Below are 25,975 nucleotides of genomic sequence, written 5' to 3'. Positions count from 1 at the left end.
CTGACCGTAACGCGCACCCGCCGATCTGAACCATGGCCCCGCGCATGCCGGTGACGCTTCGCCGCGCGATGCAGGGACAGCCGCAGGGTCCGGTCGATCCGTGGCGTGGCGACGTGGTGTGACCGCTGGCCGGTCATCTGAGCGGACGGTGCGAGCGCCACCGGTGGCCGGTGGCGCTCGCGGGTCACCCTGCTGGGCGGGTCGCACGTCCTCAACGGGCCAGACCTCCGGCATCGAACCACGCCAGGCCGACGGCGGCTTCATCCCGGCCGCCGAAGTGACCGCCGACCTCGCTCTGCGGGTGTTCGACACCAACGTGTTCGGGCCCATCCGGATGCTGCACGCGTTCCTCCCCCTGCTGCAGCGCTCCGCCGCGCCGGCCGTGGTCAACGTCGGCAGCGGCGCGTCACTGATGCGCGAACTCAGCAACCCCGAAAGCCCGGCCCACTTCTATCCCGACATCACCTATCCCGCATCCAAGGCAGCCGTCAGCATGCTGACCGTCCAATACGCCAAGGCGTACCCGGGCATCCGGATCAACGCCGTGGACCCCGGCTTCACCGCCACCGACCTCAACTTCCACGCCGGCCACCAGACCATCGAGCAGGGCGCCGAAATCATCGTACGGATGGCCCAGATCGGACCAGACGGTCCCAGCGGCGGATTCTTCGACGCCCGGGGCGTCATCCCCTGGTGACCCACGCAACAACGGGGAAGAAGCCCGAACCGCAGTCGGCGTGGTGTTCGATCGCCAACCCGAACCACTCGGCGTCCGGCGTCTCGACCTCGTGCAGAAAGCTGATCCGGGCGAGATCCTCAGGAGGGCGTCAATGACCCGGCCACTGATCGCACGGTCCACGATTGCGCCATCAAGTTAACGCGTGAACCGGAATCGAGGTCGCATCTAGTTAACACGTCAACCAGCGATAGGGTGGCGTACATGACGGAGCCGCGATGGTTGAGCAACCGGGAGCAGCGGGCCTGGCGCGGCCTGATGGACGTGGAGCACGCCCTGTCCGCCTTCATCGACCGGCAACTGCGCACGCGCTGCGGCCTCTCCCACGCCGACTACCAAGTGTTGGCCCACCTGTCGGAGGCTCCGCAGGGGCGGCTGCGATCCTTCGAACTCGGAGATCTGCTGCACTGGGAGAAGAGCCGACTCTCCCAGCACCTCACCCGCATGCAGGGACGCGGCCTGGTCACCAGGGAGCGCGCACAGACCGATCAACGCGGTGCGGTCGTCGCGATCACCCCCGAGGGCACCGAATTGATCTCCGTCGCGGCGCGCCAACACGTCTCCGACGCACGGGACGCCGTCATCGACCAACTCTCGCCGGACGAAGTGCGCACTCTTGCCACGATCACCGACAAGATTCGGGCCCGACTGACGGCATTGGAGCAGGCAACCCGCCCGACGACCGAAAACTAGAGACCCCGGACCGAGAAGCCGGCCCCGAGCGAAGTCGGGGCCGGCTTTCCGCATACCCGGTCGTCGCACCCCACCGGGCGCGGTTCGACAGCCGCTCCCGACCCCGATGGAGGCGCGGCTCACAGGCCGAGGTGACGGCAGATGGTTGATGTGTTAACCAGTCTCGACCTACAGTGTGGTTGACACGTTAACCAAACGGAGGCTGACATGACGCAGACCGGCTCGAACGACAACCGGCGGCTCGACCGGCTCGACCAGCGGGCATTGGAGATCCTGTTCACCGAGGCTCGCACCGCCAACACGTTCGCGGACACTCCGGTGACCGACGCCGAGTTGACAGAGATCTGGGAGCTGGCGCGCTGGGCGCCGACCTCGGCCAACACCCAACCGCTGCGGGTGCTCTACCTACGTCAGGGCGACAGCCGCGAGCGCCTCGTGAAGCACATGAACGAGGGCAACCGCGCCAAGACGCTCTCAGCTCCGGGAGTGGCCGTGCTCGCCCGAGACACCCGGTTCCACGAGCACATCCCCGCCGTCCTGCCGTACAAGCCGCAGCTGAAGGACGTCTTCGACGCGGACGACACCAAGCGGCAGGACACCGCGACGTTCAACGCCACCTTGCAGGCCGGCTACTTCATCCTCGCCGTCCGCGCCCGGGGCCTGGCCGCTGGACCGATGGGCGGCTTCGACGCCGCCGGGATCGACGCCGAATTCTTCCCCGGCGGCCGGTTCCGGTCGATCCTGGTGGTCAACATCGGCCACCCCGGCAAGGACCCCTGGTACGCGCGCCTGCCGCGGCTGGACCACGCGGACGTGGTGCGATGGGCCTGAGCGGCGCTCGCCCACGCCTCGCACCGGTTGCCGAGACTCGATCGGTGACCGGTGCGTCGGGTGCATTCAGTTCGCCGGGATACCGGCCCGGTGCGCCAACAGACCCGCCTGGGTCCGGTTGTCGCAGCCGAGCTTCTCCAACAGTCGGGAAACGTACCCCTTGACCGTCGCCTCGGACAGGCACAGTCGTCGGGCGATCTGCTGGTTGGAGCGGCCGGCGCCGAGACAGCCGAGGACCTCGACCTCCCGGGGGGTGAGCGCGGCGACCAGTTCCCGCACCCGCTCCCCGTCGTGCCGATTCGACACCAGCCGCTGGGTCGCCGTCGGGGACAGCACCGTGTGCCCGGCGGCGGCGACCCGCACCAGGATGACGAGGTCCTCCGGCGCCGTGGACTTGAGCAGGAAACCGACGGCACCCGCCCGCATCGCCCGCAGCACGTACTCGTCGAGGTCGAACGTCGTCAGCGCGACGATCCTCGGTGGCGCCGAGGACCGGGTGAGGTGCTCGATGGCGGTGAGCCCGTCGACGCCCGGCATCCGCAGGTCCATCAGGACCAGGTCCGGCCGGTAGCGGGTCACCGCCTCCACGGCCTCCGCCCCGTCGTACGCCTCGCCGACGACCTCGACGTCCGGTGCTGCTTCGAGAATCGTCCGCAGGTAGGCGCAGACCATCCGTTCGTCGTCGACGAGCAGGACCCGGATCATCGCGGCACGCTCGTCGGCACGTACCCGGGCAGGGTCGCCCGCACCGCGAAGCCGCCCTCCGGGGTCGCCGCCGCGGTCAGGGTGCCGCCCAGCACGTCGACCCGACTCCGCAGGCCGGCCAGGCCGGCACCCTCGCCGGCGGCGGCGAGGTCCGGGTCGGGGGCACGGTCGGGCCGGTCGTTCGTCACTGTCGCGCGGACCAGATCCGGCTGGTACCGGACCGTCACTGTCACCTGCGAGCCTGGAGCGTGCTTGTGCACGTTGGTCAGGGATTCCTGCACCACCCGGAAGAGGGTGCGCCGCATGGCCGGTGCCAGCGCCGACCGGTCACCCTCCTCGTCGAGACGGACCGTCAGACCGACCGCGCGCGAGTCGGTCACGAGATCGTTCAGGTCGCCCTCCGCAGACGGCTCCTGCGCTGCGGCGCGGGTCGTCGACTGGTCGCCGTGCCGCAGCACGCCGAGCAGGTCGCGCAGCTCGGCCAGCGCCTGGCAGCCCGTCGTCCGCAGCTCCTCGGCGGCGCTGCGAACGGCGGGGTCCGTGGTGCTGGTGCCCAGCGCCCCGGCGTGCAGCACCATGAGGTTGATCCGGTGAGTCACCACATCGTGCATCTCGCCGGCGATCCGCAGCCGCTCGTCGATGCGGGCCTGCTCGGCGAGGAGCAGCCGCTCCTGCTCAGCGCGTTCGGCACGGTCGAGCAGCTCCGCGACGAGCCTCCGGCGGGCACTCACGTAGAGGCCGAGCAGGGCCGAGATGGCCAACAGTCCGGGCCCGCTGAACGGGTCGTCGACCGTCCAGAGCCGCGCGCCGAGCAGCCAGCACACCCCGAGCGTCGCGATCACCGCCCAGGACCGCCGGCGGTCATGACCGTAGACGATCACCGCGTACGGCGCGAGGAAGACCGCCGACGCCGGCACCAGCAGGCTGACGCCGGCGATGACCAGGGCCATCGGGTACGGCCGACGCCGGCGCAGCAACAGGGTGACCGCCGCGACGACCTGCACCGCCGCGTAGACCCAGACAGGGGCCGGGAGATGCCTCGACCCGGCGCTCGGGAAAGCGACCTCACGGGCCACGCCGGCCGCCGCCGCGACGACGACCAGCAGCACGTCGACGACGAGTGGCGGCACCCTTCGGCGGTCCACCGCGCTCATGCGTTGCAGGTTAGCCGGGCCGGCCGGGATCGGCGCGGCGAGCAACACGGGTAGCGACGAAGGGACCGGGGGACGCGACGAAGGTAGGTTGCGGAGGCGACCTCCGGGCCTGCCTCGACCGGGTACGACTGCGGTGGCATTGCCGGATGGCACATTCGATTGATCCGGTGGCGCAACCGGCCGGGTCCCACCGCATCGACGAACTTGACGCGCTGCGTGGGCTCGCGCTCCTCGGCATCGTCATGTTCAACATCGTCCAGATGACCCACCTGACCCGGGTTTCCGGACCGGCCGACGAGCACGTCGGCGCGTACGTCTGGGAGCTGCTCTTCGTGCAGCGACCGTTTCCCATCTTCTCGCTGCTCTTCGGGATCAGTTTCTCGCTCTTCCTGCGTACGGCGGCCCGGCGCACCGACCGCCCCCGGCTGGTGCTGCTGCGCCGGCTGCTCTGGCTGGGTCTCTTCGGCGCGCTGCACACCCTGATCCAGCCCGGCGAGGTGTTGAAGTTCTACGCCGCGTTCGGGCTGGTCGTGCTCCTGCCGGCGTCGTACCTGTCCCGCCGCTGGGCGCTCGGGCTGGGCATCGTGTCGACCCTCGCCGCCGCGCTGACCTTCAACGGTGTCTTCATCATCCCGGGCCTTTTCCTGCTCGGCCTGGCGATCGCGGAGTACGGCATCCCGGACACGCTGCCGTCGCGCGGCCGGCAACTCGCCGTCGCCCTCGCCGTCGCGGTGCCGGTCGCCGCGGTGATGGGCTGGTTGCAGTTCCGGGCCGGCGTCGGTGCGACCGCCAACTACCGGATCCTGCCGGCCGGTCTCGCGTTCGCCTTCCTCTTCACCGTCGGGTTCCTGCTGCTGATGCGAACCGCCCTGCGACGGCCGCTCGGCGCGCTGCTGTCCCCGCTCGGTCGGGTGGCGCTCACCAACTACGTCGCCGCGTCGTTCCTGATCGTGGCCGGTGACGTGCTGCTCGACATCGGATCCCGGCCTCCGTACGGCGCCGTGGTCGCACTCGGCCTGGCGATCGGGGTAGTGCAGGCGATCTTCAGCGTGCTGTGGCTGCGTTCCTTCCTCTACGGTCCGCTCGAATGGCTCTGGCGGTGCCTCACCTGGTGGCAGCGGGTGCCGATCCGCCGCGCCTGATGGACGAACCTGCCACGGTGCGGCTGGGCGGGTTGTTTGTGCGATCCGGACGGCGTACCCGCCCAACGCATCGCCCCTGTCGGGATCGGTGCCGCGATGGTGGCGACGACGTCGGCACCATCGCCCGAGCCCGAGCGGTACCCGCGTCGACCGGTATGTCACAGCCGTGGAACGGGTCCTCCGCTGCCGGCGATGCCGACCTCGCAGGGCTCCTGACGGCCACGACCAGCGTTCCGGACCGGTCGTGGTCGGCCCCAAAGTGGCTCTGCTCGCTGCCTGCTGGCCAACGCTGCCGCATTGTCCTTCATTCGAGCTGCCACCCGACCGGACGCACTGCGCAAACGAAGAGGGCAGCGCGCCGGTCGACGGCGGCACGAGCGCCGACAGGAGAACGACCGACCCGGGCCAGCAAAGCCCGGGCCGGTCGTCGCGGTGTGCGGGATCAGCGGCCGGTGAACCGGCTGTCCACAAAGACGAGCGCGTCGCCGACGGCCCGCTCGGTGCCACCACTGGGCTGGTTGACCAGCGTCCCCTCGACCGACATGGTGGTCGACCCGCCACCGTCGAGGTTGATCGCGTCGTGCAGGCCGAGCGCGGCAGCGACGGCGGCGGTCTCGTCCATCGTGGTGCCGACGCTGGTCGTCATGCGGCCGTCGATCGTCGCGAGCACGATCTTGCCGTCGACGGTCGTGCCGGCGATGGTACGCGGGTTGCGCGCGAAGAAGCTGTCCGAGGGCGAACCGGCCGGCACCACGACCTGCCCGTCAGCCAGGAGCCGGTAGCGTCCGGTCACCCCGAACGTCCCCGCACGCAGCGGAAGCTTCTTACCCGACTCGTCCAGCACGGTGGTCGTCTGCTTGACGCAGCCCTTCGCCACGGAGAGCAGTGCCACACTGTCGCGACCCGTCGCCTGCAGGGACGTCTGATCCGCAGTCAGCGTCGTTCCCCGGGTCGTCGCGGTCCGCACGACGCAGCCCTGTCCGTCGAGAACCACCTCGACCCCGGCGCCGGACGGCGTGGCGTCGGCGAACTCCGGCGTGAACCGAGCCACGTCACCGGCCAGGGTGCATTGCGTCTGCTGGGCCAGCTCGGCGCAGCCAGCCGGAACGACCGGAGGGTGGTTGATGAACTCCAGCGGGAGGGTGACCTTCGTCCGCGTGTTCTGGATGCTGCCGGTCCAATGAAGGTGACCCATCAGGACCTTGTTACTTCTGGCGTCCACCACCAGATTGGCCTCAGCCGGCTCACCGGTGGGTTCGCTGAGCAGCTTACCGCCGAACACTCCCAAACCCACCGGGTCGCCGGGGTACTGGGCGCTACCGGTGAACGTGAAGAAGGAGGCATTGACTCCGGCCAGGGCACCGGCGGAGCGGACGAGGTCGGTGGTCTTCTCCACGTTGGCCAGGTCCGGGCCGTAGGTGGCCGCCAGGTGTCCGCGGCTCGTCGACGGGTCGATCGTCAGGACGTTGACCACCCACGGCCCACGGGTGGTGGTGGTGATCTGGTCGCTCGGTGCCGGCTCGGTGCCGCGGACGATCCTGGTCAGGGTGACGCCGCGGGTGAGTGCCTGGCTACTCCGGCTCTCCGCGAGGTCGGCGTCGCCGAGGGGCAGGCTAGCGGCGTCGGGTGCGGCATGTGCCGCGGGCGCGACGCCGAACCCGAGCACCGCCGTGACGACGGCGGCGACGGCCCCGACTCGCCGGAGTCGGGGGACGAACGAGGTGTGAATGGTCATGATCGCATCATCGGTGGCGGAATGAACCGGTTGGCCCATCGATCCTGAAAGGCGAGCAAACTGTCGGTTACCAGGGACACGTCGCGCTCGGCCTAGGTCCCGAGCACACGCACTGTCCGGTCATGGGCGGGAAGCGTGGTGCCAGCCCGCTAGCTCCCACGACCCTCTAGCTAGAGGCTCCACGCGTCACCCGGCTCGAGGTGTCCGGTGAGCGGGACCAGCAGACCTCCTGGTAGCTCATTCGCGCCGCACACGCACAGGTTGAGGGCCCCAAATCGACCGCGTCACTGGTGTCGTAGACGGTGCGGAACCGGGGTACGCGATGGTGCCGGCAGGTCAGTCGGATGGCTCGGCCAGCCGCTGCATCCGGTTCCAACCGGACCAGCCGCGCTCGCGCAGCAGCTCCCGCAGCCGCCGTACCCGTGGGTCGGACTCGACGGCGAGCGCATCGATCAGATCGTGCGGGAGATGGTCGTCGTCCTCCCCCTCGGAAGTGACCTCCCCGGCGGCGTACGCCTGCTCCGCCAGGCAGGCCATGATGTCGGCGGCCTCCGCCAGCCGCGGGTCGTCCTCCTCGTTCCCGTCGAAGATCTCCGAGAGCACCCGGTAGAGCCGGACGACGGTGGGATCGTCGAGAGCGGCGATCTTGCCGGGCATCCACTCGACGATGCGGTCGGGCCAGCGCGCCGCGACCAGAATCCAGCCGTCCCGTTCGGCCTCCACCATCCGCTGCGACGCTCCGATGCTCCGCAGCCGATCGAGATATGCGACCACCTCCGGTGGAAGCGCCAGGCCGTGACCGGCGGTCAGCTGCGCGATGTGTGTGCGACTGGCCTCCAGCCGTTGGATCTCCGCGCGCAGCTGGTCGTCGATGGTCCGGATCGCCTCGGCGAAGGCCGCTGGGTCGGCTTCGAGCATCCGACCGATCTGCGACAGCGGCACGCCGGCGTCGGCGAGCGTGCGGATCTTGATGAGCGATACGACTGCCGTCGCCCCGTACCGCCGGTAGCCGGACGCGTCGCGCTCCGGCTCCGGCAGCAGCCCGATCTGGTGGTAGTGCCGGACCGCCCGCACCGTGACACCGGCATAGGCGGCCAGTTGACCGATCGTCAGCATTCTCTGATCCTGCCCGCAGGTGGTGCGGCCCTGGTCGGCATCGTCAGGAGATCTTGCGCCGATAGGTGAGGTTGGCGAACAGATAGGCGACGACGAGGATGCCTGCGCACCAGGCGAGGGCGATCCAGATGTCGGCGCCGACCGGCTGTTGGGTGAACAGGTCCCGGATCGCGTTGACGATGGAGGTCACCGGCTGGTGCTCGGCGAAGGCGCGTACCGGACCGGGCATCGACTCGGTGGGGACGAAGGCGGAGCTGACGAACGGCAGGAAGATGAGCGGATAGGAGAACGCGCCCGCGCCGTCCGGCGTCTTCGCGGTCAGGCCGGGAATCACCGCGACCCAGGTCAGGGCCAGGGTCAGCAGGACCAGGATGCCGCCGACCGCGAGCCACTCCCCCACGTTCGCCCCCGTGCGGAAGCCCATGATCAGGCCGACACCGATGACGACGGCGAGCGAGATCAGGTTGGCGACCAACGAGGTCAGCACGTGCGCCCACAACACCGACGAGCGGGCGATCGGCATGGACTGGAAGCGTTCGAAGATGCCGCCTTTCATGTCCATGAAGAGCCGGAACGCCGTGTAGGAGATGCCCGAGGCGATCGTGATGATCAGGATGCCGGGCAGCAGGTAGTTGACGTACGAGTCGGAGCCGGTCTCGATCGCGCCGCCGAACACGTAGACGAAGAGCAGCAGGAACGCGATCGGCATGATCGCGGTGGTGATGATGGTGTCCGGGCTGCGGGCGATGTGGCGCAGCGAGCGTCCCAGGAGAACCACGGTGTCGCCGATGAAGTGCTTGTTCATCACTGTTCCTTGTTCGTTCGGGCGCCGACGAGGGTGAGGAAGACGTCCTCGAGGCTGGGCTGCTTCTCGACGTACTCGATCTTGGCGGCTGGGAGGAGTTGCTTGAGCTCGTCGAGGGTGCCGTTCACGATGATCCGGCCCTCGTGCAGGATCGCGATCCGATCGGCGAGGTGCTCAGCCTCGTCGAGGTACTGGGTGGTGAGCAGCACCGTGGTTCCGCCCTTGGCGAGTTCCTTGACGGCCTGCCACACCTCGATGCGTGCCTCCGGGTCCAGCCCGGTCGTCGGCTCGTCAAGAAAGATCACCGGCGGGCTACCGATGAGGCTCATCGCGATGTCCAGACGACGCCGCATGCCACCGGAGTACGTCGCCACCCGCCGGCTGCCCGCCTCGGCCAGCGAGAAGCGCCGCAACAGGTCGTCCGCGATCGCGTCCGGGCCGTTGAGGTGCCTGAGCTTGGCGACCAGGATGAGGTTCTCCCGCCCGGTGAGGATCTCGTCGACCGCCGCGAACTGCCCGGTGAGGCTGATCGACTCGCGTACCTCAGCAGCCTGGGTTCCGACGTCGAAGCCGTTGACCCGGGCGGTCCCCGCGTCGGCCTTGAGCAGCGTGGAGAGGATCTTCACCACGGTTGTCTTACCGGCGCCGTTCGAGCCGAGTAGGGCGAAAATGCTGCCCCGCGCCACGTCGAGGTCCACGCCGCGCAGGACCGTCACCTGCTTGAACGACTTCTCCAGGCCGTGCACGCGGATCGCGGGGGGTTGCTCGACCTGAGTTGTTGTTGGCGAATTGCTCATGGCAGCCAGGATGAAGGGTTGACGCAGCGTCAGGGTCAAGCCCACGACGCGGGATTCTGTCGGTCTCCACCGTGATGCGCGTCCGAGGGCTTTGGCGGGACGCGGGTCAGGTCGCGTCCGCCGCGCAGCAGGAGCAGCCGGGGCGGCAGCCTGCGCGCCCGGGCCGAACTCGCGCAGGAGGTCTCGGGCGCGGCCGACGGGGTCGGGGCCGACCACCGCCGACTACGCCGGGCGGTGGTCCGCGCCCAGCGCGCCGAGCTTGAGCGACTGCACGGGGCCGGGGTGTCCAGCGAGGCGACCCGCCGAGAGGTCCAGCGCCAACTCGATCTGGAAGACGCGCGTTACCGCGAGGAGTCCCTGCCCTGAGGTCCCCTGCCCTGGCTCGACCCCGCACGCTCCCGGCGTACCCGCAGATCCGGGTCGCCCGGGTGGCGCGTGAGCGGCGCACGGACCCCGCCGCGGTCCCGGGCCGGCCTCGCCGAGGACCGCGACGCGGCCAGACGTGCGACGGCGCGACGCTCTGTCCGAGCGTCGCGCCGTCGACTGGTCGGTTCGTCGAACCCGATGGGCAGCGGTGGTCAGCGAAGCCTACGGAAGGCCCGCACCGCCCCCTCCGGTTCGTCGACGCTGACCACGAAGGCGCGGCCGGAGGTTAGCTCCAGCCGGAGCGCGGGTCCGGTGCGGATCACCGCCGCCCGCCCCCAGCCGCCCGGCCACGGGCACCACCAGACGGTCCACGGCCGGGCCGACCCGTGGACAACGGACATCCGACGAATCTGGCGCAGCGGCACCGTCGCGCTGGGACCCGGCAGCAGAGGGTGCCGGACCGCCACCTGGTAGGTGTTGACGTGCACGGACAGTCGCGCCATCGCCAGCGCCCACAGGCCGGCGACACCGGCGGCGGCCAGCAGGACGACGGCCGCCGCCACCGCCGTCACACCGACGGCAGGCTCCGACGTCGCGGCCATCGACGTGCAGCCCACGGCACCCGCCAGCAATGCCGGGACCGCAAGGACCGGGACGAGTGCTGGCCAACCGCCGGCAACTCCACCCCTCCACTCCCGGCCGGCAGGCCCACCCCAGCCACCGGCCACGAGCCCGCCCCGGTTCGGCGCGGACCCGACCGGCAGGGTCGCCCGGGAGCCAGGCCGAGTCGGACCCGTCCGCGGTTCCCGGGAAAGCACGTGTTCGACCGGCGGGTACGGAGCGCTGAACGGCATCCGGGTCACGGCCGGCTCCGGCCAGGCGTGCGCCTGCGACGCCGTGGTGCGCCCGGATGTGCTGCCGAGCACGCCGTTCGCGCCGGCACCACGCATCCGCATCGACCTTCGGGGACGCGATCCGGTTCACGCCGCACGGCTGGACACCTCCAGGTCGAGCGACCGCCCGGTCAGCCGCCACAGCCGCTGCACCGCTGACGGGTTGGCGGCGAGCGGCGCCGGCACTGCGGGCAGGCTGCCCTCGTAGTAGCCGCCGTTCACGGGACTCTCCATGTACACCGCGTGCAACACCGCGTCGGCCCCGTCGGCCACCGGCGCGCCGCTGCGGCTGTACGTCGACATCAGTCGGGTGCGGACCACGCCGGGGTGGACACTGACGGCTGTCAGGTCCACACCGCCGTGCCGGGCCAGCCCCGTGGCGAGCATGGTCATGCCGAGCTTGCTCTGCGCGTAGGCGGGCACCGCCGCGTACCGGGCGGTGCGATTGAGGTCGGCCCAGTCGAGGTTGCCCATGCGATGCAGGCTCGACGACAGGTTCACCACCCGGGCGCCGGGGCGACGGGTGAGGGCCGGCGTCAGCAGCCGGGTCAGCAGATAGTGCGCACCATAGTTGACCTGCCAGGACATCTCGTTGCCGTCGACAGTCTCGGCACGCCGGGCACCGCCCACCAGGGCGGCGTTGTTGACCAGCAGATCCAGTCCGCCGGGGATGCGTGACACGACGTCGGCCAGGTCGCGGACCGTCGCCAGGTCGGCGAAGTCGGCGACCACCGTCTTCACCCGTGCCGGGTCGGTCCCGTCCCGAACGAGGCCGTCGAGGGCGTCGCTTGCGTCGACAGCGGTCCGCCCGTGCAGCAGCACATGCCAGCCGTCGACGGCCAGACGCCGGGCGACCTCCCGGCCGATGCCGGTGGTGGCCCCGGTGACGAGGGCGGTCCTGGTGGTCTCGGGCATGACAATTCCTCTCGGACGGGTAAGGGGCTCAACTGCTGGGGCGTTCGGCATGGCCGGCCTCCTCGCTGCTGCATCGTCGGGACATCTGGCTCCTCGCTCAGATCCGGCCGGTACGGCCCGGATGCGAGCGCATGGAGTCAGCGCGCTCGATCGCGGCGAGGCACGCGTCGGCCAACTCGTGGGCGGTCAGGTCGTACATGGCGTGCGGATCGATCCGTAGTGCGCTCAGGCTCCCGTCGCTGCGCATGGTGACCTCCACGTATCTGCGGGGGTCGGTGACAGTGAGGGCGCCGGCGACGGTGTCGTCGTACATGGGCTGCGTCCTTGGAATGGGGTGCACGCGGCGGGCCGGGACCGAACCGGTCACCGGCCCGCCGCGTGACGGAGGGGAAAACGGGGTCAGCGGCGTCCGTGACCGGGATGCGGAGGGCGGTCCTGCCCCGCCGCCGGGACCACACCGACCGCCCACCGAACCGGTGGAGGCGCGTACACGCCCGCGGGGATGCGCCACGTCGACCTGGCCACCGTCGTCCTTCTCCATGAGGCCGGGGTTCTTCCACCCCGGCTGGCACCAGCAGACGCCCTGCCGAGGGTCGGGCGCAACGATCTTCACGCGGCTTGTACGCCTGCTGCTCCCGTTTTCACGCCGACCTCACGCCCGACGCCCCAGAGCACCGCACGACTCTCGGTAGGCGTGAGGTCGGTCGCGGTGTCGGTATGGAACTCGCCGCAGACGCCGCACGGTCTGTGCGGGCCCGTGCGGTGACGTCCGCGAGATCCTGGCGCTCTCGTGACGAAATCACGACGCCGCCCAGGCGGACCGAGAGCCATACTGCGAAGATCCCACGGTGGACATGCTGCACGTGCGGGTCTTCTCGCCAGCCGAGGTAACGCCGCGCCTGACGCAGACCCTCGACGCCGACGACGGCGTCACCCATATCGCGGTACTGCCCGGGGCAGCGCGCTCTCCAGCCGGTGACGTCGTCCACTTCGACGTCGTCCGGGAGGGCGCCTCCGCAGTCCTCGACCGACTCCGCGGGCTCGGGCTGGACCGATCCGGCGCCATCGTCATCGAAAACGTCGAGGCCGCGCTCTCGGAATCGGCGCGCCGGGCCTCCCACCGTGTCCCCGGGCTCGGCGTCGACGCGGTCGTGTGGCACGAGATCGAGCAGAAGACCGGCGAGGAAACCCGACTGTCCGTCGCGTTCCTCGCCTTCATGATCCTGGCCACCGTCATCGCGAGCATCGGAGTGCTGCTCGACCAGCCGATCCTCATCGTCGGCTCGATGGTCGTCGGCCCGGAGTTCGGGCCCCTCGCCGCCCTGTGCGTCGGTCTCGTCCAACGCCGCTACCACCTCGTGCGCCGGTCGACGTGGGCACTGCTGGCCGGCTTCACCACCGCGATGGCGATAACGGTGCTGACCACCTGGCTGCTCACCAGCCTCGGCCTCATCGACAAGTCGATGCTCCTCGACGAACGCCCACTGACCGACTTCATCTGGCGCCCGGACGCCCTGTCCTGGGTCGTCGGCTTCCTCGCCGGCATCGCCGGGATGCTGTCACTGACCTCGGCCAAAGCCGGCACCCTGGTCGGCGTGCTGATCTCGGTGACGACCATCCCCGCCGCAGCCAACGCCGCCGTCGCGCTCGCCTACGGGGTCGGTCACGAAGCCGCCGGGTCCGCCCTCCAACTGCTGATCAATCTGGCCGCCATCGTCAGCGCCGGACTCCTCACGCTCCTGGTCCAGTACGTAGCCGGGCGACGCACGGCGCGCCGCCGCAACGAGCCGGCGACCGCACGCCACGGGTCACCGCCGACTACTGAGCCCCGTGCTCGGCGGTGAGGAGTGTGCTGGACGGAGGCAGCACACACACCCCGGCAAGGACCCCTGGTACGCGCGCCTGCCGCGGCTGGACCACGCGGACGTGGTGCGATGGGCGTGAGCGGCGCGCGCCCACGCCTCGCACCGGTTGCCGACGGCCGATCGGTGACCGGTGCGTCGGGTGCTCTCAGTTCGCCGGGATGCCGGCCCGGTGCGCCAACAGACCCTCTTCTCGCCGGCGTGTCGTCTCCTTGATGACCTTGGCGCCGGTCTCTGGCCCCCTGATCCCCCTGATCCTGGGCGGTGACCGTTGGCGAACCTGTCGGCGGCAGCGTCACCCATGTTGATCACGCGACGCCTGGCGTCGACCCCCCGGCACACCGTGGGTCCGTGCGCTGGTCGCCGATCGCCCAGCAGGCGCCACCTTGCCTTTGAGTGTTCGGTGAGAGTGTGGTTTTCCGCACCCTGGCCATTGAGGTCGGCCTGTTGGGGCCGGTGGTTGGCCTCATGGTCCGGGCCGTGGTGAGTTCATAGCGTTGTCGGCATGATCCGTTTGTGGCACGCGTCGATGCATGCTGGCCTGTTGGCACGGGAATCTGATCCGCCGCAGGGTGGACTGGTCGGTTTGGTGACTGGTCTGATGGAGCGGTTCGGCGCTCCGGGGGCGGGCTTGGCGGTCGCGTTGGAGAACCTGTTCCCGCCGATCCCGACCGAGGTCATCCTGCCGCTGGCCGGATTCACGGCCAGTCAGGGCAGGATGAGTCGCTTCGCCGCGGTCATCTGGACCACGATTGGTTCGGTGCTGGGGGCGGCGGTGCTGTACTGCCTCGGCGTCGCGCTCGGGCGGGACCGGGTCCGCGTAATCGCGGCTCGGTTGCCGCAACCGTACGGGTGGGGAACACGCGTCGGGGCGTACGGGCCGTCCGGGACCGACGATCCGGCCTCAGTCGTACGCAGCAGCGTGTACGGAATTCCGCGCCGGTCGGAGAATCGCCGATGACCCCGGGTGTGGTGAACCCCGCACCGACGGGGCACCGCCGACCGCATACCGTCCGTACGTCGTTCACCAGCCGGGTGGGCCGGTGGAGCGCGAACCATCCCTGGCTCGCGATCGCCGCCTGGCTGTGTTTCGTGCTGGCCAGCCTGGTCGGTGGCAGCCTGGTCGGCACGGTGCAGGCCACCGCGCAGGACAGCCTGCACGGAGAACTGGCCCGTGCGGACCGCATCGAGCGGGCCGGCGAGTTCCCGGAGGCTCCGGCAGCCGAGAGTGTCCTGATCACGGCGCGAACCGGCGAACTGGATCCCGAACGTGCGCAGGCTGTCGCGGTCGAGCTGTCGGCGCGGATGCGCGGGCTGCCCGAGGTGGCGAGGGTGGCTGATCCGGTTACCTCCCTCGATCGGGACGCCGTGCTGGTCGAGGTCGAGATGACCGGTTCGGCGAACGACGCGGACACGCGGGTAGGACCGCTGTTGGAGGTGACGACGCGGGCGCAGCAGGCGTATCCCGACCTGTGGGTGGAACAGGTGGGTTCGGCGTCCCTGGCTAAGGCGTTGACCGAGACGCTGGCGGCGGATTTCGTCAAGGCAGAGTTGATCAGCGTTCCGGTGGCGCTGGTGATCCTGCTGTTCAGCTTTGGTGCGTTGATCGCCGCCGGGGTGCCGGTCGTGCTGGCGTTGTCGGCCGTCGCCGGTGCCATGGGGCTGGCGCAGATCGCCTCGCATGTCTTCCCGGCCGGGGAACTGGTCAGCAGCATCATCCTGCTGATCGGCATGGCGGTCGGCGTCGACTACTCCCTGTTCTACCTGCGCCGTGAGCGGGAGGAACGCGCCCGCGGTCGTGACCATCGCAGCGCGGTCGAAGTCGCGGCCGCCACCTCGGGGCACGCGGTGATGGTCTCCGGCGTCGCCGTCATGGTCGCCATGGCCAGCCTGTTCCTGGTCGGCGACAACACGTTCAGTTCGATGGCAACCGGCTCGATCCTGGTCGTCGGGGTCGCGGTGATCGGGTCTCTCACCGTGCTACCCGCGATCCTGGTCACCCTCGGACGTTGGGTGGATCGACCACGAGTGCCCCTCCTCGGTCGGCGAATCCAGCGGGCGGAACGCAGCCGCTTCTGGGCGGCGGTGCTGCGGCCGGCCTTGCGGGCACCGCTCGTGACGTTCGTGCTCTCCGCCGGAGTACTGGTCGTCGTCGCCGTCCCCGCGTTGCAGATGAATCTCAAGCGGCCGACCGTCACCGACCTGCCCCGCTCGATCCCGATCCTGCGCAGCTACGACCGCTTGGCCGAGGCGTTCCCGAGCAACGACCTGGGCAGCGGCCACGTCGTCGCGATCCGCACCGAGGCCGCCGCCCGACCCTCGGTGGAGCGGGAGATCTCCGAGCTTTCCAGCCGGATCACCGGGGATAGTCGGTTCGCACAGGACCGTCCCCCGACCGTGCGCCGATCCGCCGACGGCACTGTCTTCCTGGCCACCGTCCACGTGGCGGGCACCAGCGACAGCAGCGAGGCGACCCAGTCGCTGCGACGGCTGCGCACCGAACTGCTGCCGCAGACGGTCGGCACGGTCCCAGACACGGAGTGGGCGGTGGCCGGCCGTACCGCGAGCGACGCCGACTTCCGCGACCAGATGGCGGCGGCACTCCCGCCGGTTGTCGCGTTCGTGTTCGGCATGACATTCCTGATCATGCTCGTCACGTTCCGGTCGGTGGTGGTGGCGTTGACGTCGATCCTGCTCAACACGATCTCCGTAGCCGCCTCGTACGGACTGTTGGTGCTGGTGTTCCAGCACACCTGGGCGGAAGACCTGCTCGGGTTCACCTCCAACGGTGCGGTCGTGTCGTGGCTGCCGTTGATGCTGTTCGTCATCCTCTTCGGGCTCTCGATGGACTACCACGTGTTCGTCGTGAGCCGCATCCGCGAGGCGGTCCAGCGGGGCGTACCGACCCGGCAGGCGATCGAGCAGGGAATCGTCTCGTCAGCGTCGACGGTCAGCAGCGCCGCGATCATCATGGTCGCCGTCTTCTGCATCTTCGCCACCCTGTCGATCGTCGAGTTCAAACAACTCGGCGTGGGGCTCGCCGCCGCGATCCTGATCGACGCCACGGTCATCCGCGCGGTCGTCCTGCCGTCCCTCATGCGGCTGCTCGGCGAAGCGAACTGGTGGGCCCCGCGATTCCTCGCCGGCCGCCGTCCGGCCCACGTCACCCGACACGACAGCGACCCCGACTCCGACACGCAGGTCATCCTGATGACCGGCGACCGATAGCCAGGCGGGGTGGACAGCCGGACACCCACACGGTGTTCGCGACCCAGGCCGCCATCTTCCCGAACGACATGGATCTGAAATGTCACGAGCAATGGAGAGGAGGGCGTGCTGGCAGAAGGCGCCGACGTCGGACCTGCACACACCGAACCGAAAGGAGGACGGGCACACGCACCCGAAAGGGCGCGGCGGCCCTGACCACGAATGACCACTTGGGACCCCACAGCGGCAGGCGTGCTCCGACTGCCCTCCGGCCGGCTCGTCCGCGGCCGGGCACTCAGACGCCCGCTCCCGCAGGGCATGCAGCCCACTTTCGCGCTCTACCTTCTCGGCCGCCAGCCGACGCCCGTGGCGTGGGAGCATCGATGGCTGCGCTGGCCCGACTTCCGGCTGCCAGCCGACCGTGCGACAACCGCCGACGCGCTGCACGAGGCATGGACCCGCGCCGAATACGATCGCGTCGAGATCGCCTGCGGGGGCGGAAAGGGACGCACCGGCACCGCCCTCGCCTGCCTCGCCGTGATCGACGGAGTACCCAACGACCAGGCAGTCGCCTACGTCCGGCAGCACTACGCTCCGGGTGCCGTCGAGACCCCCTGGCAGCGCCGCTTCGTCTCCCGGTTCCGATAGCCACTCACGAGAACTGGTTCTGGCTCCGGCCCGCGTGTTTGGCTCCGGCCCGCGCGGGTCAGCCAGCCGGCGCCAGGCGACCCGTCCGACCAGGGCCTGTCCTGCCGATCTTGAATCGACTGGTCGGGGGACGCACCGAGGGGATTATCAGGCGTGACCGGTGCTGACGTGGTGCTGAGAGCCGAGGAGTTGCGGCGGAGCACCCTGCCCCGGCCCGCTGACGACCTGGCGGCAATCTGCTCAGTCCGACCTCTTCGATCAGCGGCCCGTCCAGCAGCTGAGCTCCATGCCATCCTCGACCGGGAAGTCGATGCTGACGTAGCCGTTGCCCGGGTCTCGGACGTAGGTCACGTAGTCGCTCATCGACCCGAACGTGGAGTCGTCGCCGACGACCAGGGCGCCCGTGGCGAGCCGGTCCTCGATCAGGCGCAGGACGGGCAGGCACATCTCCTTCCAGCCGTCGAGCAGCGCCAGGCCGATCGGGCCGCCGACCGCGCCGAGGGTGGTCAGCGCGTCTCCCTCGAGCACTGTCACGAGGTCGCTGAACCCGGCCGCCTCGATAGTGGCGCGGGCCGCCTTGACCTTGGTCGCGCTGAGCTCGGTCGTGGTGACGTGCCCGATCCCGTTGTCGCGCACGGCTGCGGCGAGGTAGAGCGTCGAGATTCCGTACGAGGTGCCGAACTCGACCACCGTCTGCGGTCGGGCCGCGCGGACCAGGGCGTAGAGCAGGTCGCCGCCGCGAGCCGAGATCGGCATGTAGACGTCTTCGAGTAGGTCGGAGCGTTCCTGGGGGGTGACCGTGGGTGCGGGTCGGCCCGGCGAGCGCTCATCGTCGCGCTCGGCCTCGGTGAACAGCCGGGTGATCAGGTCGCGGACGGCGGGGTCGTGCAGTGTCGTCGTCATGAAAGGTAGAGTAGACGCAACGTTGCGTCTAGTAAAGACTCGGATCTTGTAACGTCTCGGAAGACTTGGACTCCTCACGGGAAAGACGTCTCACAGGAAGGAGCGCCTGATGCATCGCGGCAACCGGCACGGCCGGAGCGAGGCGGCCCGCGAGGCCGTGCTCCAGGCGGCGGACGACCTCGTCGCCGAGATCGGCTACGCCAAGGTCACCATCGAGGGCATCGCATCCCGGGCCGGCGTCGCCAAGCAGACGATCTACCGGTGGTGGCGTTCCAAGACCGACATCCTGATCGACGCATTCACCGCCGACAGCGCCCAGGAGCTCACGCTGCCCGACACCGGCGCCTTCCGCACCGACCTGCGCGCCCACCTCGACGAGCTGGTCCGCTTCCTCGAGGTGTCCGACTCGGGCGCGGCGTTCCGGGCCCTGGTCGGTCAAGCCCAGCATGATCCGGAGCTGGCCGCCCGGCTGCGCGCGGAGGTTCTGCCGCAGCTGCGCGCCCGCGACCGAGTGCCGTTCGACCGGGCAGCGGCACGGGGCGAACTGCACGCCGACGCCGACGTCGACCTCCTCATCGACCAGGCGATCGGGCCGATCCACTTCCGGGTGCTCGTGACGGGTGAACCTGTGACACCCGCACTGCTGGACGCGCTGGTCACCAGGGCGGGCCAGGGACAGCCAGGGGCACCACCCGGCCAGGAACCGTCACCTCTGGGGACACTCTGACCAGTCCGCCAACCGCCCATCCGACTGTCACAGATGTCCGGACGCTTACGCACGGCCGAGTCCCACCGCACTGAGGCCCGCTCGACGGCATCACGGTGCGCCTCGAGTATGAGCCTGAAGGCGCCGCACTTCACTCGGCATGTGCGGACGCCGCCCTACCGCCTTCGCAGGGCGCCGACGACGCTGACACCTGACCCAGCACTTCGAGCTGATCTCGGCGGCGCTCGAGGCGGGCAAGATGGTCTACAGCGAGTGGCCGCTCGCCAACGGCCTGGCCGAGGCCGAGCGCCTCGCCGAGCTGGCCCTCGGGGCCGGCGTCCGTACCGTGGTCGGGCTTCAGGGACGCTACGCCCCCGAGGTCCAGTACGCCCGTGACCTGATCCGGGACGGATACGTCGGCGAGGTGCTCGGCACCACCCTGGTCGGCTCCGGCATGGTGTGGGGCGGAGTGGCCAACCGCAGCCAGGCCTACTGGTTCGACAACACCAACGGCGCCAGCCCGCTCACCTCGGCCACGCTGCACGCCCTCGACCCGGTGCACTTCGTCCTCGGCGAGTTCGACAAGGTCGCGGCCAACCTCGTGGTGGCGCGCAAGGAGACGACGATCGCCGAGGACGGCACCCGGATCCCCGTCACGGTGGCCGATCAGGTCGCCCTGATCGGCACGCTCACCTCCGGCGCGGCCGTCTCGGTCTTCTACCGAGGCGGCGCATCGCGCGGCGAGAACCTCCGGTGGGAGATCAACGGCAGCGACGGCGACCTCGTCCTGACCTCGGACTGGGGCAACATGCAGGTCGCCCAGCTCACCCTCGCCGGTGGCCGCGGCGCGGACGCCACCGCCACCACCATCGAAGTCCCCGCGTCCTACTCGGACGGGATCCCCGCGGATCTGGCCGGGACCCCTGCCGCAAGCGTCGCGCGGCTCTACGCGCAGTTGGCCCGCGACCTGGCCGACGACGCCCACACCGTGCCCGACTTCGCACACGCCCTCAACCCGCACCGCCTCATCGACGCCGCCGAGCGCTCGTCGGCCACCGGCATCGCTCAATCCCTGTAAAGACCAACCGTCGGCCGGCGCCCCGGGGCGCCGGCCGCCTCCAAATCTGGAGCCAATGACATGAGAGCGATCGGACTGCTACGGCACGGCGGACCGGACGTACTGGAGGTCGTCGGACGGCCCACCCCGCACGCTGGACCGGGCGAGGTCCGGATCCGGGTACGCGCCGCGGCCGTCAACCCCACCGACACCCTGATCCGGGCCGGCGTCACGCCCATCCGGCAACGCGGAAACGAGCCGGTCATCCCGGCCTGGGCGTGGCCGGCACCATCGACCAGATCAGTCCCGGCACCGACACCCGCCTCGCCATCGGCGACCGGGTGATGGCGATGGTCAACCCCACCCGCCCGGCCGGCGGCGGCTATGCCGAGTGGGTCGTACTTCCCGAGTCGGTCGTCCCGGCACCGGTCGGGGCGAGTCACGCCGAGGCGAGCACCCTCCCGATGAACGGGCTCACCGCCCTGCACGCCCTTGACCAGCTGCGACTGCCCCCGGGCAGCACGCTCGCCGTCACCGGCGCGGCCGGGGCGGTCGGCGGCTACGCCGTACAACTGAATACTGCGGCGTCACGGCAGCATCGTCGACGACGACGCCCGCAGCCTTGGCGCCGGCCTTCGCGGCGGCCGCCCCGACGTCATCGATCGACGCGGCAGCGGCCCGGGCCAGCACCGCCACGTCATCCAGCAGGGCTACGAGTCCACCGGCCAAGGCAGGGGTCCTTCCAGGGTTGCGCAGAGTTCGAACCGGCCCATTCTCGCCCAGGTCCCCGTGCGAGGCACGCCACCGCCCGGTCGCATATCGGGCCGAAGCTCGAGGTGAGCGGGTAACGTGCCCGGCCGACGACCCGCCACCACCGCGCCCGGGTCATCACCTGGCGCCAGCTCATGCCTGGCAGACGACATGGAGCGGTGTCGACTACATCGCAGAGCCGGAGAGCACTGCGCAGGAAACAGGACGCCGCAGCGACTCTGATCTGGGAAGACGTAAGCCGCAGGTAGGGGTGGGTGGAGTTTGGGCGCCGTTCGATGCTGTTGGCTGCAATTCAAGGGCTGTTCAGGGCACCCCGCTCCTGCCAACCTGCTCCCCAACCGGCTCGCACCGGGCCGCCGAAGCCGATCGAGCGCTTCGCACGGCGCACTGGTCACGCTCGGACTGGTCTCATGTTCCGACTGCCCGGCGCTCCTCGGGCGGGCGCGCCGGGCCCACCGCTGGTCCGGCGGTGGTTGGTTGAGTTGAGCGCCGGGATTGGCGACATCAGCCAGATTGATCCGGTGGGTCAATTGGTTCGATGAGGTTCCATGCGTCGTACATCTGGCCGGACGGGAAGAGGCTGTCGAGATAGCGGCTCGCGGGGCCATGTCGATCGTCTTCGGGCAACCAGACCGACTCACACTCGGCACACAGGAGGAACGACCATCCGTCGCTTCGGACTCGGTACCAGATCTGCCAGTCCTGTCCACAGGCGGGACAGGCCAGACGTTGGCTCTCGTGACTCATGGCACCGACTTGGGGTCGCGTCGGCATTTCGCCGGGTTGGCGATGGGATACGCGGTGACAACTCGATCGATGTCCCTGACCACTAGGCAGATATGCCGTTCGCCGGCGGTGCCGATCTGTCGTCCCATGGAGATCGCCCACCACGAATCGCCTCGGTCATCAATTTCGATCAACATGTTGCCGTCACGTCTATTCCATGCCTCGTCTACGATTTTGAGGATCTCACTAGGCTCGGCCAGGAACACCGTGTGGAACGACTTCGCGGGATTGGGATAAGCGTGGTCGAGCACATGGAGGATGTAATGGCCGTGCTTGCTGCCCGGCCCGTAGTTCAGCCCTGCTGGCGTCCGGTACCAGTTTGCACCGAGGTCCGTCAGTCGCAAGAAGCAGCTGTCGTTCTGTACAAGGACGGGTGCCAGGTTCGCGCCGGTGTGATGGGCGTCGTCGGCGGCGGTGAAGTTGTGGACAAGGGCCTTTGTCGCCCGAGGCGCGACCCTGTCCGCCTGAACCCAGCTGCCGGAGCTTGTGCGTAGCCACTGGCCCGCAGGCAGTTCAGCGGTGGCGGCTCGCGGCTGATGATCCGGCATCCAGAACGGGCGGGTGTCAGCAGCGATGATTCGACTTGGCCGGTCGTTGTCGAGTTGTCCGAATCCACCGGAGGCGGCGTTGACCTCGGGACCGCTGCAACCTCGGATCCAATTGAGCATCATCAGACGCACGCGGGCTTGGTTGGTCTCCCACAGGCCCGTCTCCGCACGCTTGGCGTTCTGGGTCGCGATGTACAGCGCTCTGATGTTCCGGAAGCCAACGTCGACCAACTTACCGATACCCATGATGACCAGGGCCTCCAGCGCCGCCTGGCCAAGGTTGAGCAGGGTGCCGGCGAGTGACTGATCGCCATTGATGAGACGGTGGAGGTTGAGGCCGACGTCGGCCAGGGTGAGAAGCGTTCCCGCCACCGCTCCGCAGACGAGCGTGGCCAGGCATGCGCCAGCGGCGATGATCCCGAGCGGGACGAGAGTCGCGGTCAGACCCTTGATCGACTCCGTGAGGAAGAACAGCGGCTCCATCGCCCCGAAGTTGGGGTTGTGTACCCGGTCGAGGCAGTTGTCGTAAAGCCGACTACCCTCCGGATGCACACCGCAGAGGGACTCGTTGGTGTAACCGCGGGTGGCCAGTTCGACCGGATCAGCGATGACATTCCGTGCGCAGTTCCGAAACCACGACCCTTCCTCGTCACGCAGTAGACGCTCGATCGTCAGGGCCGGCCCGGAGGCCCAGGCCGTGTGGCAATGCGCGATCTCGGCATGCTTCTCCCTGTCATACGCGTCGTAAGCCTCGCGGGCAGCGGCTACCGCGGCTTCGGCATCCATGCCGGCCCTGACCGCTGACGCGTAGGCGCGAGTGGCTGCGGCGTTCGCCTCCGCGGCGTACTTGACGGCGGTGTGATGCGAGGTGATCGCCCAGGTGGCAGACCGGATGGCGCTTCGGGCGGAGGAGTTGGCCCTGGTGGCCGCGTCCTTGGCGGTGGCGACGGCGGTGGCGGCCTTCTCCACTGACTGCGCCGCCTGGTTGGCATAGCCGTTTGCTCGGGTGGCGTATTCGGCGGCTCTGGTTGCCGAGGCGATCGCCCGGTTGGCGTACTCTGCGGCCTTTTCGGCGTCGCCACGCGCCTGCGCTGCTGATGCCTGTGCTTCAAAGGCGTTCTGTACGGCGGTTTCGGCGATCTGGTTGATTTGTTCGACGAGTCCGCCGGCCACCGCGACGTGCACCGCGCTGTCGTGGTCTCGTTCCGCAGCGAGGTACTGGCCGGTGCTGAGGAACTGCCGCAGTCCCGGCGGCGGCCCATCCAAGGCGATCTGGGCGGCAGCCTTGATCTCCGGCCCGCTGGCAGGGTGAGCGAGGATGTTGTTGACGCGTACCCGTTCGCCGATCGCAGCAGCGGTGTACTGGCCGGTGTCGAGAAAGTCCCGCAGAGCGGGCAGGGTCTCGGCGTCCAACGCCTCCTGTGCCCGTTGCATCAGAACCACGTCGCCGGTCCCGCGGGCCGACTCGAGGATCTGGTTGACCGCCGTCCGGTCTCGGGCGTAACGGCCGGGGTAGTTCTGGGTGCGCAGGAACTGCGTCACCGTCGCGTCACTTCCCGCCAACGCGGTGAGTGCCGCTGCCGAGAGCGCCGCGTTGTCGCTGACCGCGAGATTCATCACGACTTGGCGGTCATCCCTGCCGGCGGCTCTCGTGATGGTGGTGCGAACGAACTCAAGCACCTGCTCGTCGCTGCTCTCGAGGGCCGCTAAGGCGGCCTCCCGGGTCCAGGTACCCCTGGCACTGGCCAAGGCGAGCGCGACTCGGCGCCCGGCAGTCGCCGCCACTTCAGGAGGTGTAGCCGGGTTCTGCGCCTCTGCGATCAGTCGGTTGGTCTCCGCGTCGCGCTGGGCCGCCTGCTCGACATCCCAGTCGATCGCGCGTTGCTGGTTCTCGTACTCCGCATTGGCAGCTCTCGCGAACTCCAGCCCCTGACCGCTCGCCACCGCGAGCCGTTCGGCATCAGCCTCCCGGGCCGCCTCGAACACAGTGAATGCGTGGATGCTGGTGTCCACCGCAGCCTGTGCCGCTGCGGTCGCGGCGATGGCGTATTCGGTGGCCCGGCGTGCTGCTTCGGCGGCCTCACCGGCGTGTTCGGCCGCCTCGATCGCAGCCCTGGCGGCGGCTCGGGCGTTCCCTGCCGCCTGACGGGCCGCGTCCCTCGCCGCGAACGTGGAACTGATCGCGACCCTGAGGTACCTCTCGGCCGCTTGCGCCGCACGCGCCGCACGATCGGCGTTGGCCCGTGCCCGCTGTGCCGCCGCGATCGCGGCGGACGCGTCCGCGCCTGCACTGCCCGCGTGCCGAGCGGCCTCGTCGTTGGCGTCGGCGGCCTGTCGAGCGTGGTTGGCTGCCGACTTCGCGGCCTCGATTGCAGCCAGGCCCTGCTCGATCGCCTGGCCCGCTTCGTGAGCCTTGTCCGCGAGGCTGTCGGCCTCCTGCGCGATCCGATTCGCCGTGTCTGCGGCTCGTCGTGCGTCCGCAGCCTTCGTCTCGTCCCGCGCTGCATCGGCGGCTGATCTGTATGCCCTCGCAGCCGCCTGACCAGCACGGGACGCCGCCGACGCGGCTCGGGACGCAGCCGAGGCGGCGGCACGGGCAGCCCTGCTCGCCGCAGCCGCAGCCTGCACCGCCACCTTCGCCGCCTGTGCCGCCTTCTCCGCGGCCACCGCAGCGCGCTTCGCGTGCGCTGCCGCCTGCGTCATGTTGTTCCGAGCAGCCGCCGTCGCCTGGGCGGCCTCGCCAGCCGCTCGACGGGCCGCATCGGCGGCAGCCTTCGCCCGTGCCGCCTCCTGATTGGCATGTTGGGTTTCCTGTGCGGCGAGTTCTCCGGCGGCCTGGGCCTGGGCAACAAGCCCGACCAATGTCCCGGTTTCCTCGTCGCGCGCCGACGCGACCGCCCAGCCGTACTCCAGGAACGCTTCCAGGGCCTCCGGAGTGCCGTGGTCCAAGGCCCGCTGCGCGGCGGATTGGACCTGTGGTCCGCCGGTGGACATTGCCTGGTTGACCCGCAGCCGTTGGTCGGTCAGCCACTGCACCTGCCAGCCGGAGTTGAGAAAGTCCCGCAGCACGGTCGGGTCCTCGGAGTCCAGTGCCTGCTGGGCCACCTGGCGAAGTTGAGGCCCGGCGTCGACCATCATTCGATTGACCGACACCCGTAGGTCAATGTTCGACGGCCCCTGCCATCCCTCAGCCAGGAAGGTCGTGATCGCCGCCGGATTACCAGCCTCGGCCGCGACCAGCGCCTGATTCGCCGCATCCCGCACGGACGGGCCGGCCTCTCCGATGACACCGGCGATCGCGTCCCGCTCATCAGTTGCCTGGGCCGACTGCCAGCCGTCGTCGAGGAAGTCGCGAATTTGGTCGTCGGAGCCAACGAGCGCAGTTTCGGCGGCCAATCGCACCTGGGCGCCGCCGGATCGCCATGCGGCGACCACCATCGACCGATTGGGACTGGTTGGCTCCTCTTCGGCCGCAGCGGTCGCCGGGGTGGCCTGCAGGAGTCCTGCTAGCACTGTCACCGCGGTGAGCATGGCGATCGGAGCACGCCTACCGACGTGTCGGAGTCGCCGGCCCAGGAACACCTCAGATGGCAACTTCA

At 69.6% G+C, this 25,975-nt stretch carries 22 protein-coding genes and 1 pseudogene; 11 read left to right on the top strand and 12 right to left on the bottom strand.

Translation table 11 applies throughout. The annotated features are described in order from the left end of the window. Positions 1-148: 148 nt before the first annotated feature. The 3 genes from O7617_RS23995 to O7617_RS23985 all read left to right on the top strand — a co-directional run bounded on the left by O7617_RS23995 (position 149) and on the right by O7617_RS23985 (position 2,260). Complete coding sequence (locus O7617_RS23995) at positions 149-697, top strand: SDR family NAD(P)-dependent oxidoreductase (protein ID WP_282258285.1); 549 nt, start codon at positions 149-151, stop codon at positions 695-697. A gap of 243 nt (positions 698-940) precedes the next feature. Continuing rightward, positions 941-1,429 carry a MarR family winged helix-turn-helix transcriptional regulator gene (locus O7617_RS23990; RefSeq protein ID WP_282258284.1) on the top strand — a complete coding sequence of 163 codons (489 nt, stop codon included), beginning with the start codon at positions 941-943 and terminating at the stop codon, positions 1,427-1,429. 207 nt (positions 1,430-1,636) lie between these two features. Then, positions 1,637-2,260 (top strand): malonic semialdehyde reductase, encoded by a 624-nt coding sequence (locus O7617_RS23985; protein WP_282258283.1) that lies wholly within the window; start codon positions 1,637-1,639, stop codon positions 2,258-2,260. Positions 2,261-2,326: 66 nt separating this feature from the next. On the opposite strand, the gene O7617_RS23980 is transcribed toward O7617_RS23985, so the two are convergent. After that, positions 2,327-2,965 carry a response regulator transcription factor gene (locus tag O7617_RS23980; RefSeq protein WP_282258282.1) on the bottom strand — a complete coding sequence of 213 codons (639 nt, stop codon included), beginning with the start codon at positions 2,963-2,965 and terminating at the stop codon, positions 2,327-2,329. Then, positions 2,962-4,119 carry a histidine kinase gene (locus tag O7617_RS23975; protein WP_282258281.1) on the bottom strand — a complete coding sequence of 386 codons (1,158 nt, stop codon included), beginning with the start codon at positions 4,117-4,119 and terminating at the stop codon, positions 2,962-2,964. Before O7617_RS23975 ends, O7617_RS23980 begins: the two co-directional genes overlap by 4 nt. A 146-nt stretch (positions 4,120-4,265) precedes the next feature. Here O7617_RS23975 and O7617_RS23970 point away from each other — a divergent pair, with 146 nt between their 5' ends. Beyond that, on the top strand, positions 4,266-5,261 hold the full coding sequence (locus O7617_RS23970; RefSeq protein WP_282258280.1) for a DUF418 domain-containing protein: 996 nt from the start codon (positions 4,266-4,268) through the stop codon (positions 5,259-5,261). Between the two features lie 442 nt (positions 5,262-5,703). Here the strand turns inward: O7617_RS23970 and O7617_RS23965 are convergent, their stop codons facing one another. From O7617_RS23965 to O7617_RS23935, 7 genes are all read right to left on the bottom strand, one after another. Then, complete coding sequence (locus O7617_RS23965) at positions 5,704-6,996, bottom strand: phosphodiester glycosidase family protein (protein ID WP_282258279.1); 1,293 nt, start codon at positions 6,994-6,996, stop codon at positions 5,704-5,706. Between the two features lie 336 nt (positions 6,997-7,332). Beyond that, positions 7,333-8,112: a MerR family transcriptional regulator gene (locus tag O7617_RS23960; protein WP_282258278.1), complete on the bottom strand. Its 780-nt coding sequence runs from the start codon at positions 8,110-8,112 to the stop codon at positions 7,333-7,335. 43 nt (positions 8,113-8,155) lie between these two features. Beyond that, complete coding sequence (locus tag O7617_RS23955; protein ID WP_282258277.1) at positions 8,156-8,917, bottom strand: ABC transporter permease; 762 nt, start codon at positions 8,915-8,917, stop codon at positions 8,156-8,158. Beyond that, complete coding sequence (locus O7617_RS23950; RefSeq protein WP_282258276.1) at positions 8,917-9,714, bottom strand: ATP-binding cassette domain-containing protein; 798 nt, start codon at positions 9,712-9,714, stop codon at positions 8,917-8,919. Before O7617_RS23950 ends, O7617_RS23955 begins: the two co-directional genes overlap by 1 nt. A 578-nt stretch (positions 9,715-10,292) precedes the next feature. Next, on the bottom strand, positions 10,293-10,682 hold the full coding sequence (locus tag O7617_RS23945; protein ID WP_282258275.1) for a hypothetical protein: 390 nt from the start codon (positions 10,680-10,682) through the stop codon (positions 10,293-10,295). Between the two features lie 378 nt (positions 10,683-11,060). Continuing rightward, on the bottom strand, positions 11,061-11,888 hold the full coding sequence (locus O7617_RS23940) for an SDR family NAD(P)-dependent oxidoreductase (RefSeq protein WP_282258274.1): 828 nt from the start codon (positions 11,886-11,888) through the stop codon (positions 11,061-11,063). 97 nt (positions 11,889-11,985) lie between these two features. Then, on the bottom strand, positions 11,986-12,201 hold the full coding sequence (locus tag O7617_RS23935; protein WP_282258273.1) for a hypothetical protein: 216 nt from the start codon (positions 12,199-12,201) through the stop codon (positions 11,986-11,988). A gap of 541 nt (positions 12,202-12,742) precedes the next feature. On the opposite strand from O7617_RS23935, the gene O7617_RS23930 reads away from it, so the two are divergent. The 4 genes and pseudogenes from O7617_RS23930 (at position 12,743) to O7617_RS23915 (ending at position 17,605) form a co-directional block, all read left to right on the top strand. Beyond that, on the top strand, positions 12,743-13,732 hold the full coding sequence (locus tag O7617_RS23930; protein WP_282264856.1) for a DUF389 domain-containing protein: 990 nt from the start codon (positions 12,743-12,745) through the stop codon (positions 13,730-13,732). A 523-nt stretch (positions 13,733-14,255) separates the two neighbouring features. Then, positions 14,256-14,591 (top strand): annotated as a pseudogene (locus O7617_RS23925) (DedA family protein); the annotation flags it as partial. A 116-nt stretch (positions 14,592-14,707) separates the two neighbouring features. Further along, the gene (locus O7617_RS23920; RefSeq protein ID WP_282258272.1) at positions 14,708-16,978 is read left to right on the top strand and encodes an MMPL family transporter; all 2,271 of its coding nucleotides are present in this window, start codon (positions 14,708-14,710) and stop codon (positions 16,976-16,978) included. A 297-nt stretch (positions 16,979-17,275) separates the two neighbouring features. Further along, the gene (locus O7617_RS23915) at positions 17,276-17,605 is read left to right on the top strand and encodes a protein-tyrosine phosphatase family protein (RefSeq protein ID WP_348774151.1); all 330 of its coding nucleotides are present in this window, start codon (positions 17,276-17,278) and stop codon (positions 17,603-17,605) included. Positions 17,606-17,863: 258 nt separating this feature from the next. Here O7617_RS23915 and O7617_RS23910 read toward each other — a convergent pair whose 3' ends face one another. Next, positions 17,864-18,508: a class I SAM-dependent methyltransferase gene (locus O7617_RS23910; RefSeq protein WP_282258270.1), complete on the bottom strand. Its 645-nt coding sequence runs from the start codon at positions 18,506-18,508 to the stop codon at positions 17,864-17,866. 109 nt (positions 18,509-18,617) lie between these two features. Here O7617_RS23910 and O7617_RS23905 point away from each other — a divergent pair, with 109 nt between their 5' ends. The 3 genes from O7617_RS23905 (at position 18,618) to O7617_RS23895 (ending at position 20,616) form a co-directional block, all read left to right on the top strand. After that, positions 18,618-19,235 carry a TetR/AcrR family transcriptional regulator gene (locus O7617_RS23905; RefSeq protein ID WP_282258269.1) on the top strand — a complete coding sequence of 206 codons (618 nt, stop codon included), beginning with the start codon at positions 18,618-18,620 and terminating at the stop codon, positions 19,233-19,235. 190 nt (positions 19,236-19,425) lie between these two features. Beyond that, a complete protein-coding gene (locus O7617_RS23900) occupies positions 19,426-20,292 on the top strand; it encodes a Gfo/Idh/MocA family oxidoreductase (protein ID WP_348774201.1) in 867 nt (288 codons plus the stop codon). A 60-nt stretch (positions 20,293-20,352) separates the two neighbouring features. Then, on the top strand, positions 20,353-20,616 hold the full coding sequence (locus O7617_RS23895) for a hypothetical protein (RefSeq protein WP_282258267.1): 264 nt from the start codon (positions 20,353-20,355) through the stop codon (positions 20,614-20,616). 186 nt (positions 20,617-20,802) lie between these two features. Here O7617_RS23895 and O7617_RS23890 read toward each other — a convergent pair whose 3' ends face one another. Both O7617_RS23890 and O7617_RS23885 read right to left on the bottom strand, forming a co-directional pair. Next, a complete protein-coding gene (locus O7617_RS23890) occupies positions 20,803-21,000 on the bottom strand; it encodes a DUF808 family protein (protein ID WP_282258265.1) in 198 nt (65 codons plus the stop codon). A gap of 785 nt (positions 21,001-21,785) precedes the next feature. After that, positions 21,786-25,814: a hypothetical protein gene (locus O7617_RS23885; protein WP_282258263.1), complete on the bottom strand. Its 4,029-nt coding sequence runs from the start codon at positions 25,812-25,814 to the stop codon at positions 21,786-21,788. Between the last annotated feature and the right edge of the window lie 161 nt (positions 25,815-25,975).

The organism is Micromonospora sp. WMMD1155 (genome assembly GCF_029581275.1).
Lineage (GTDB): Bacteria > Actinomycetota > Actinomycetes > Mycobacteriales > Micromonosporaceae > Micromonospora.
This window is presented reverse-complemented; position numbering and strand designations above follow the sequence as displayed.

Excerpts from the sequence above, each read along its gene's own strand:
- O7617_RS23990 (WP_282258284.1), top strand. The coding sequence starts at position 941 with ATGACGGAGCCGCGATGGTTGAGCAACCGGGAGCAGCGGGCCTGGCGC.
- O7617_RS23985 (WP_282258283.1), top strand. The coding sequence starts at position 1,637 with ATGACGCAGACCGGCTCGAACGACAACCGGCGGCTCGACCGGCTCGAC.
- O7617_RS23980 (WP_282258282.1), bottom strand. The coding sequence starts at position 2,965 with ATGATCCGGGTCCTGCTCGTCGACGACGAACGGATGGTCTGCGCCTAC.
- O7617_RS23975 (WP_282258281.1), bottom strand. The coding sequence starts at position 4,119 with ATGAGCGCGGTGGACCGCCGAAGGGTGCCGCCACTCGTCGTCGACGTG.
- O7617_RS23970 (WP_282258280.1), top strand. The coding sequence starts at position 4,266 with ATGGCACATTCGATTGATCCGGTGGCGCAACCGGCCGGGTCCCACCGC.
- O7617_RS23965 (WP_282258279.1), bottom strand. The coding sequence starts at position 6,996 with ATGACCATTCACACCTCGTTCGTCCCCCGACTCCGGCGAGTCGGGGCC.
- O7617_RS23960 (WP_282258278.1), bottom strand. The coding sequence starts at position 8,112 with ATGCTGACGATCGGTCAACTGGCCGCCTATGCCGGTGTCACGGTGCGG.
- O7617_RS23955 (WP_282258277.1), bottom strand. The coding sequence starts at position 8,917 with ATGAACAAGCACTTCATCGGCGACACCGTGGTTCTCCTGGGACGCTCG.
- O7617_RS23950 (WP_282258276.1), bottom strand. The coding sequence starts at position 9,714 with ATGAGCAATTCGCCAACAACAACTCAGGTCGAGCAACCCCCCGCGATC.
- O7617_RS23945 (WP_282258275.1), bottom strand. The coding sequence starts at position 10,682 with ATGGCCGCGACGTCGGAGCCTGCCGTCGGTGTGACGGCGGTGGCGGCG.
- O7617_RS23940 (WP_282258274.1), bottom strand. The coding sequence starts at position 11,888 with ATGCCCGAGACCACCAGGACCGCCCTCGTCACCGGGGCCACCACCGGC.
- O7617_RS23935 (WP_282258273.1), bottom strand. The coding sequence starts at position 12,201 with ATGTACGACGACACCGTCGCCGGCGCCCTCACTGTCACCGACCCCCGC.
- O7617_RS23930 (WP_282264856.1), top strand. The coding sequence starts at position 12,743 with ATGCTGCACGTGCGGGTCTTCTCGCCAGCCGAGGTAACGCCGCGCCTG.
- O7617_RS23920 (WP_282258272.1), top strand. The coding sequence starts at position 14,708 with ATGACCCCGGGTGTGGTGAACCCCGCACCGACGGGGCACCGCCGACCG.
- O7617_RS23915 (WP_348774151.1), top strand. The coding sequence starts at position 17,276 with ATGCAGCCCACTTTCGCGCTCTACCTTCTCGGCCGCCAGCCGACGCCC.
- O7617_RS23910 (WP_282258270.1), bottom strand. The coding sequence starts at position 18,508 with ATGACGACGACACTGCACGACCCCGCCGTCCGCGACCTGATCACCCGG.
- O7617_RS23905 (WP_282258269.1), top strand. The coding sequence starts at position 18,618 with ATGCATCGCGGCAACCGGCACGGCCGGAGCGAGGCGGCCCGCGAGGCC.
- O7617_RS23895 (WP_282258267.1), top strand. The coding sequence starts at position 20,353 with ATGAGAGCGATCGGACTGCTACGGCACGGCGGACCGGACGTACTGGAG.
- O7617_RS23885 (WP_282258263.1), bottom strand. The coding sequence starts at position 25,814 with ATGGTGGTCGCCGCATGGCGATCCGGCGGCGCCCAGGTGCGATTGGCC.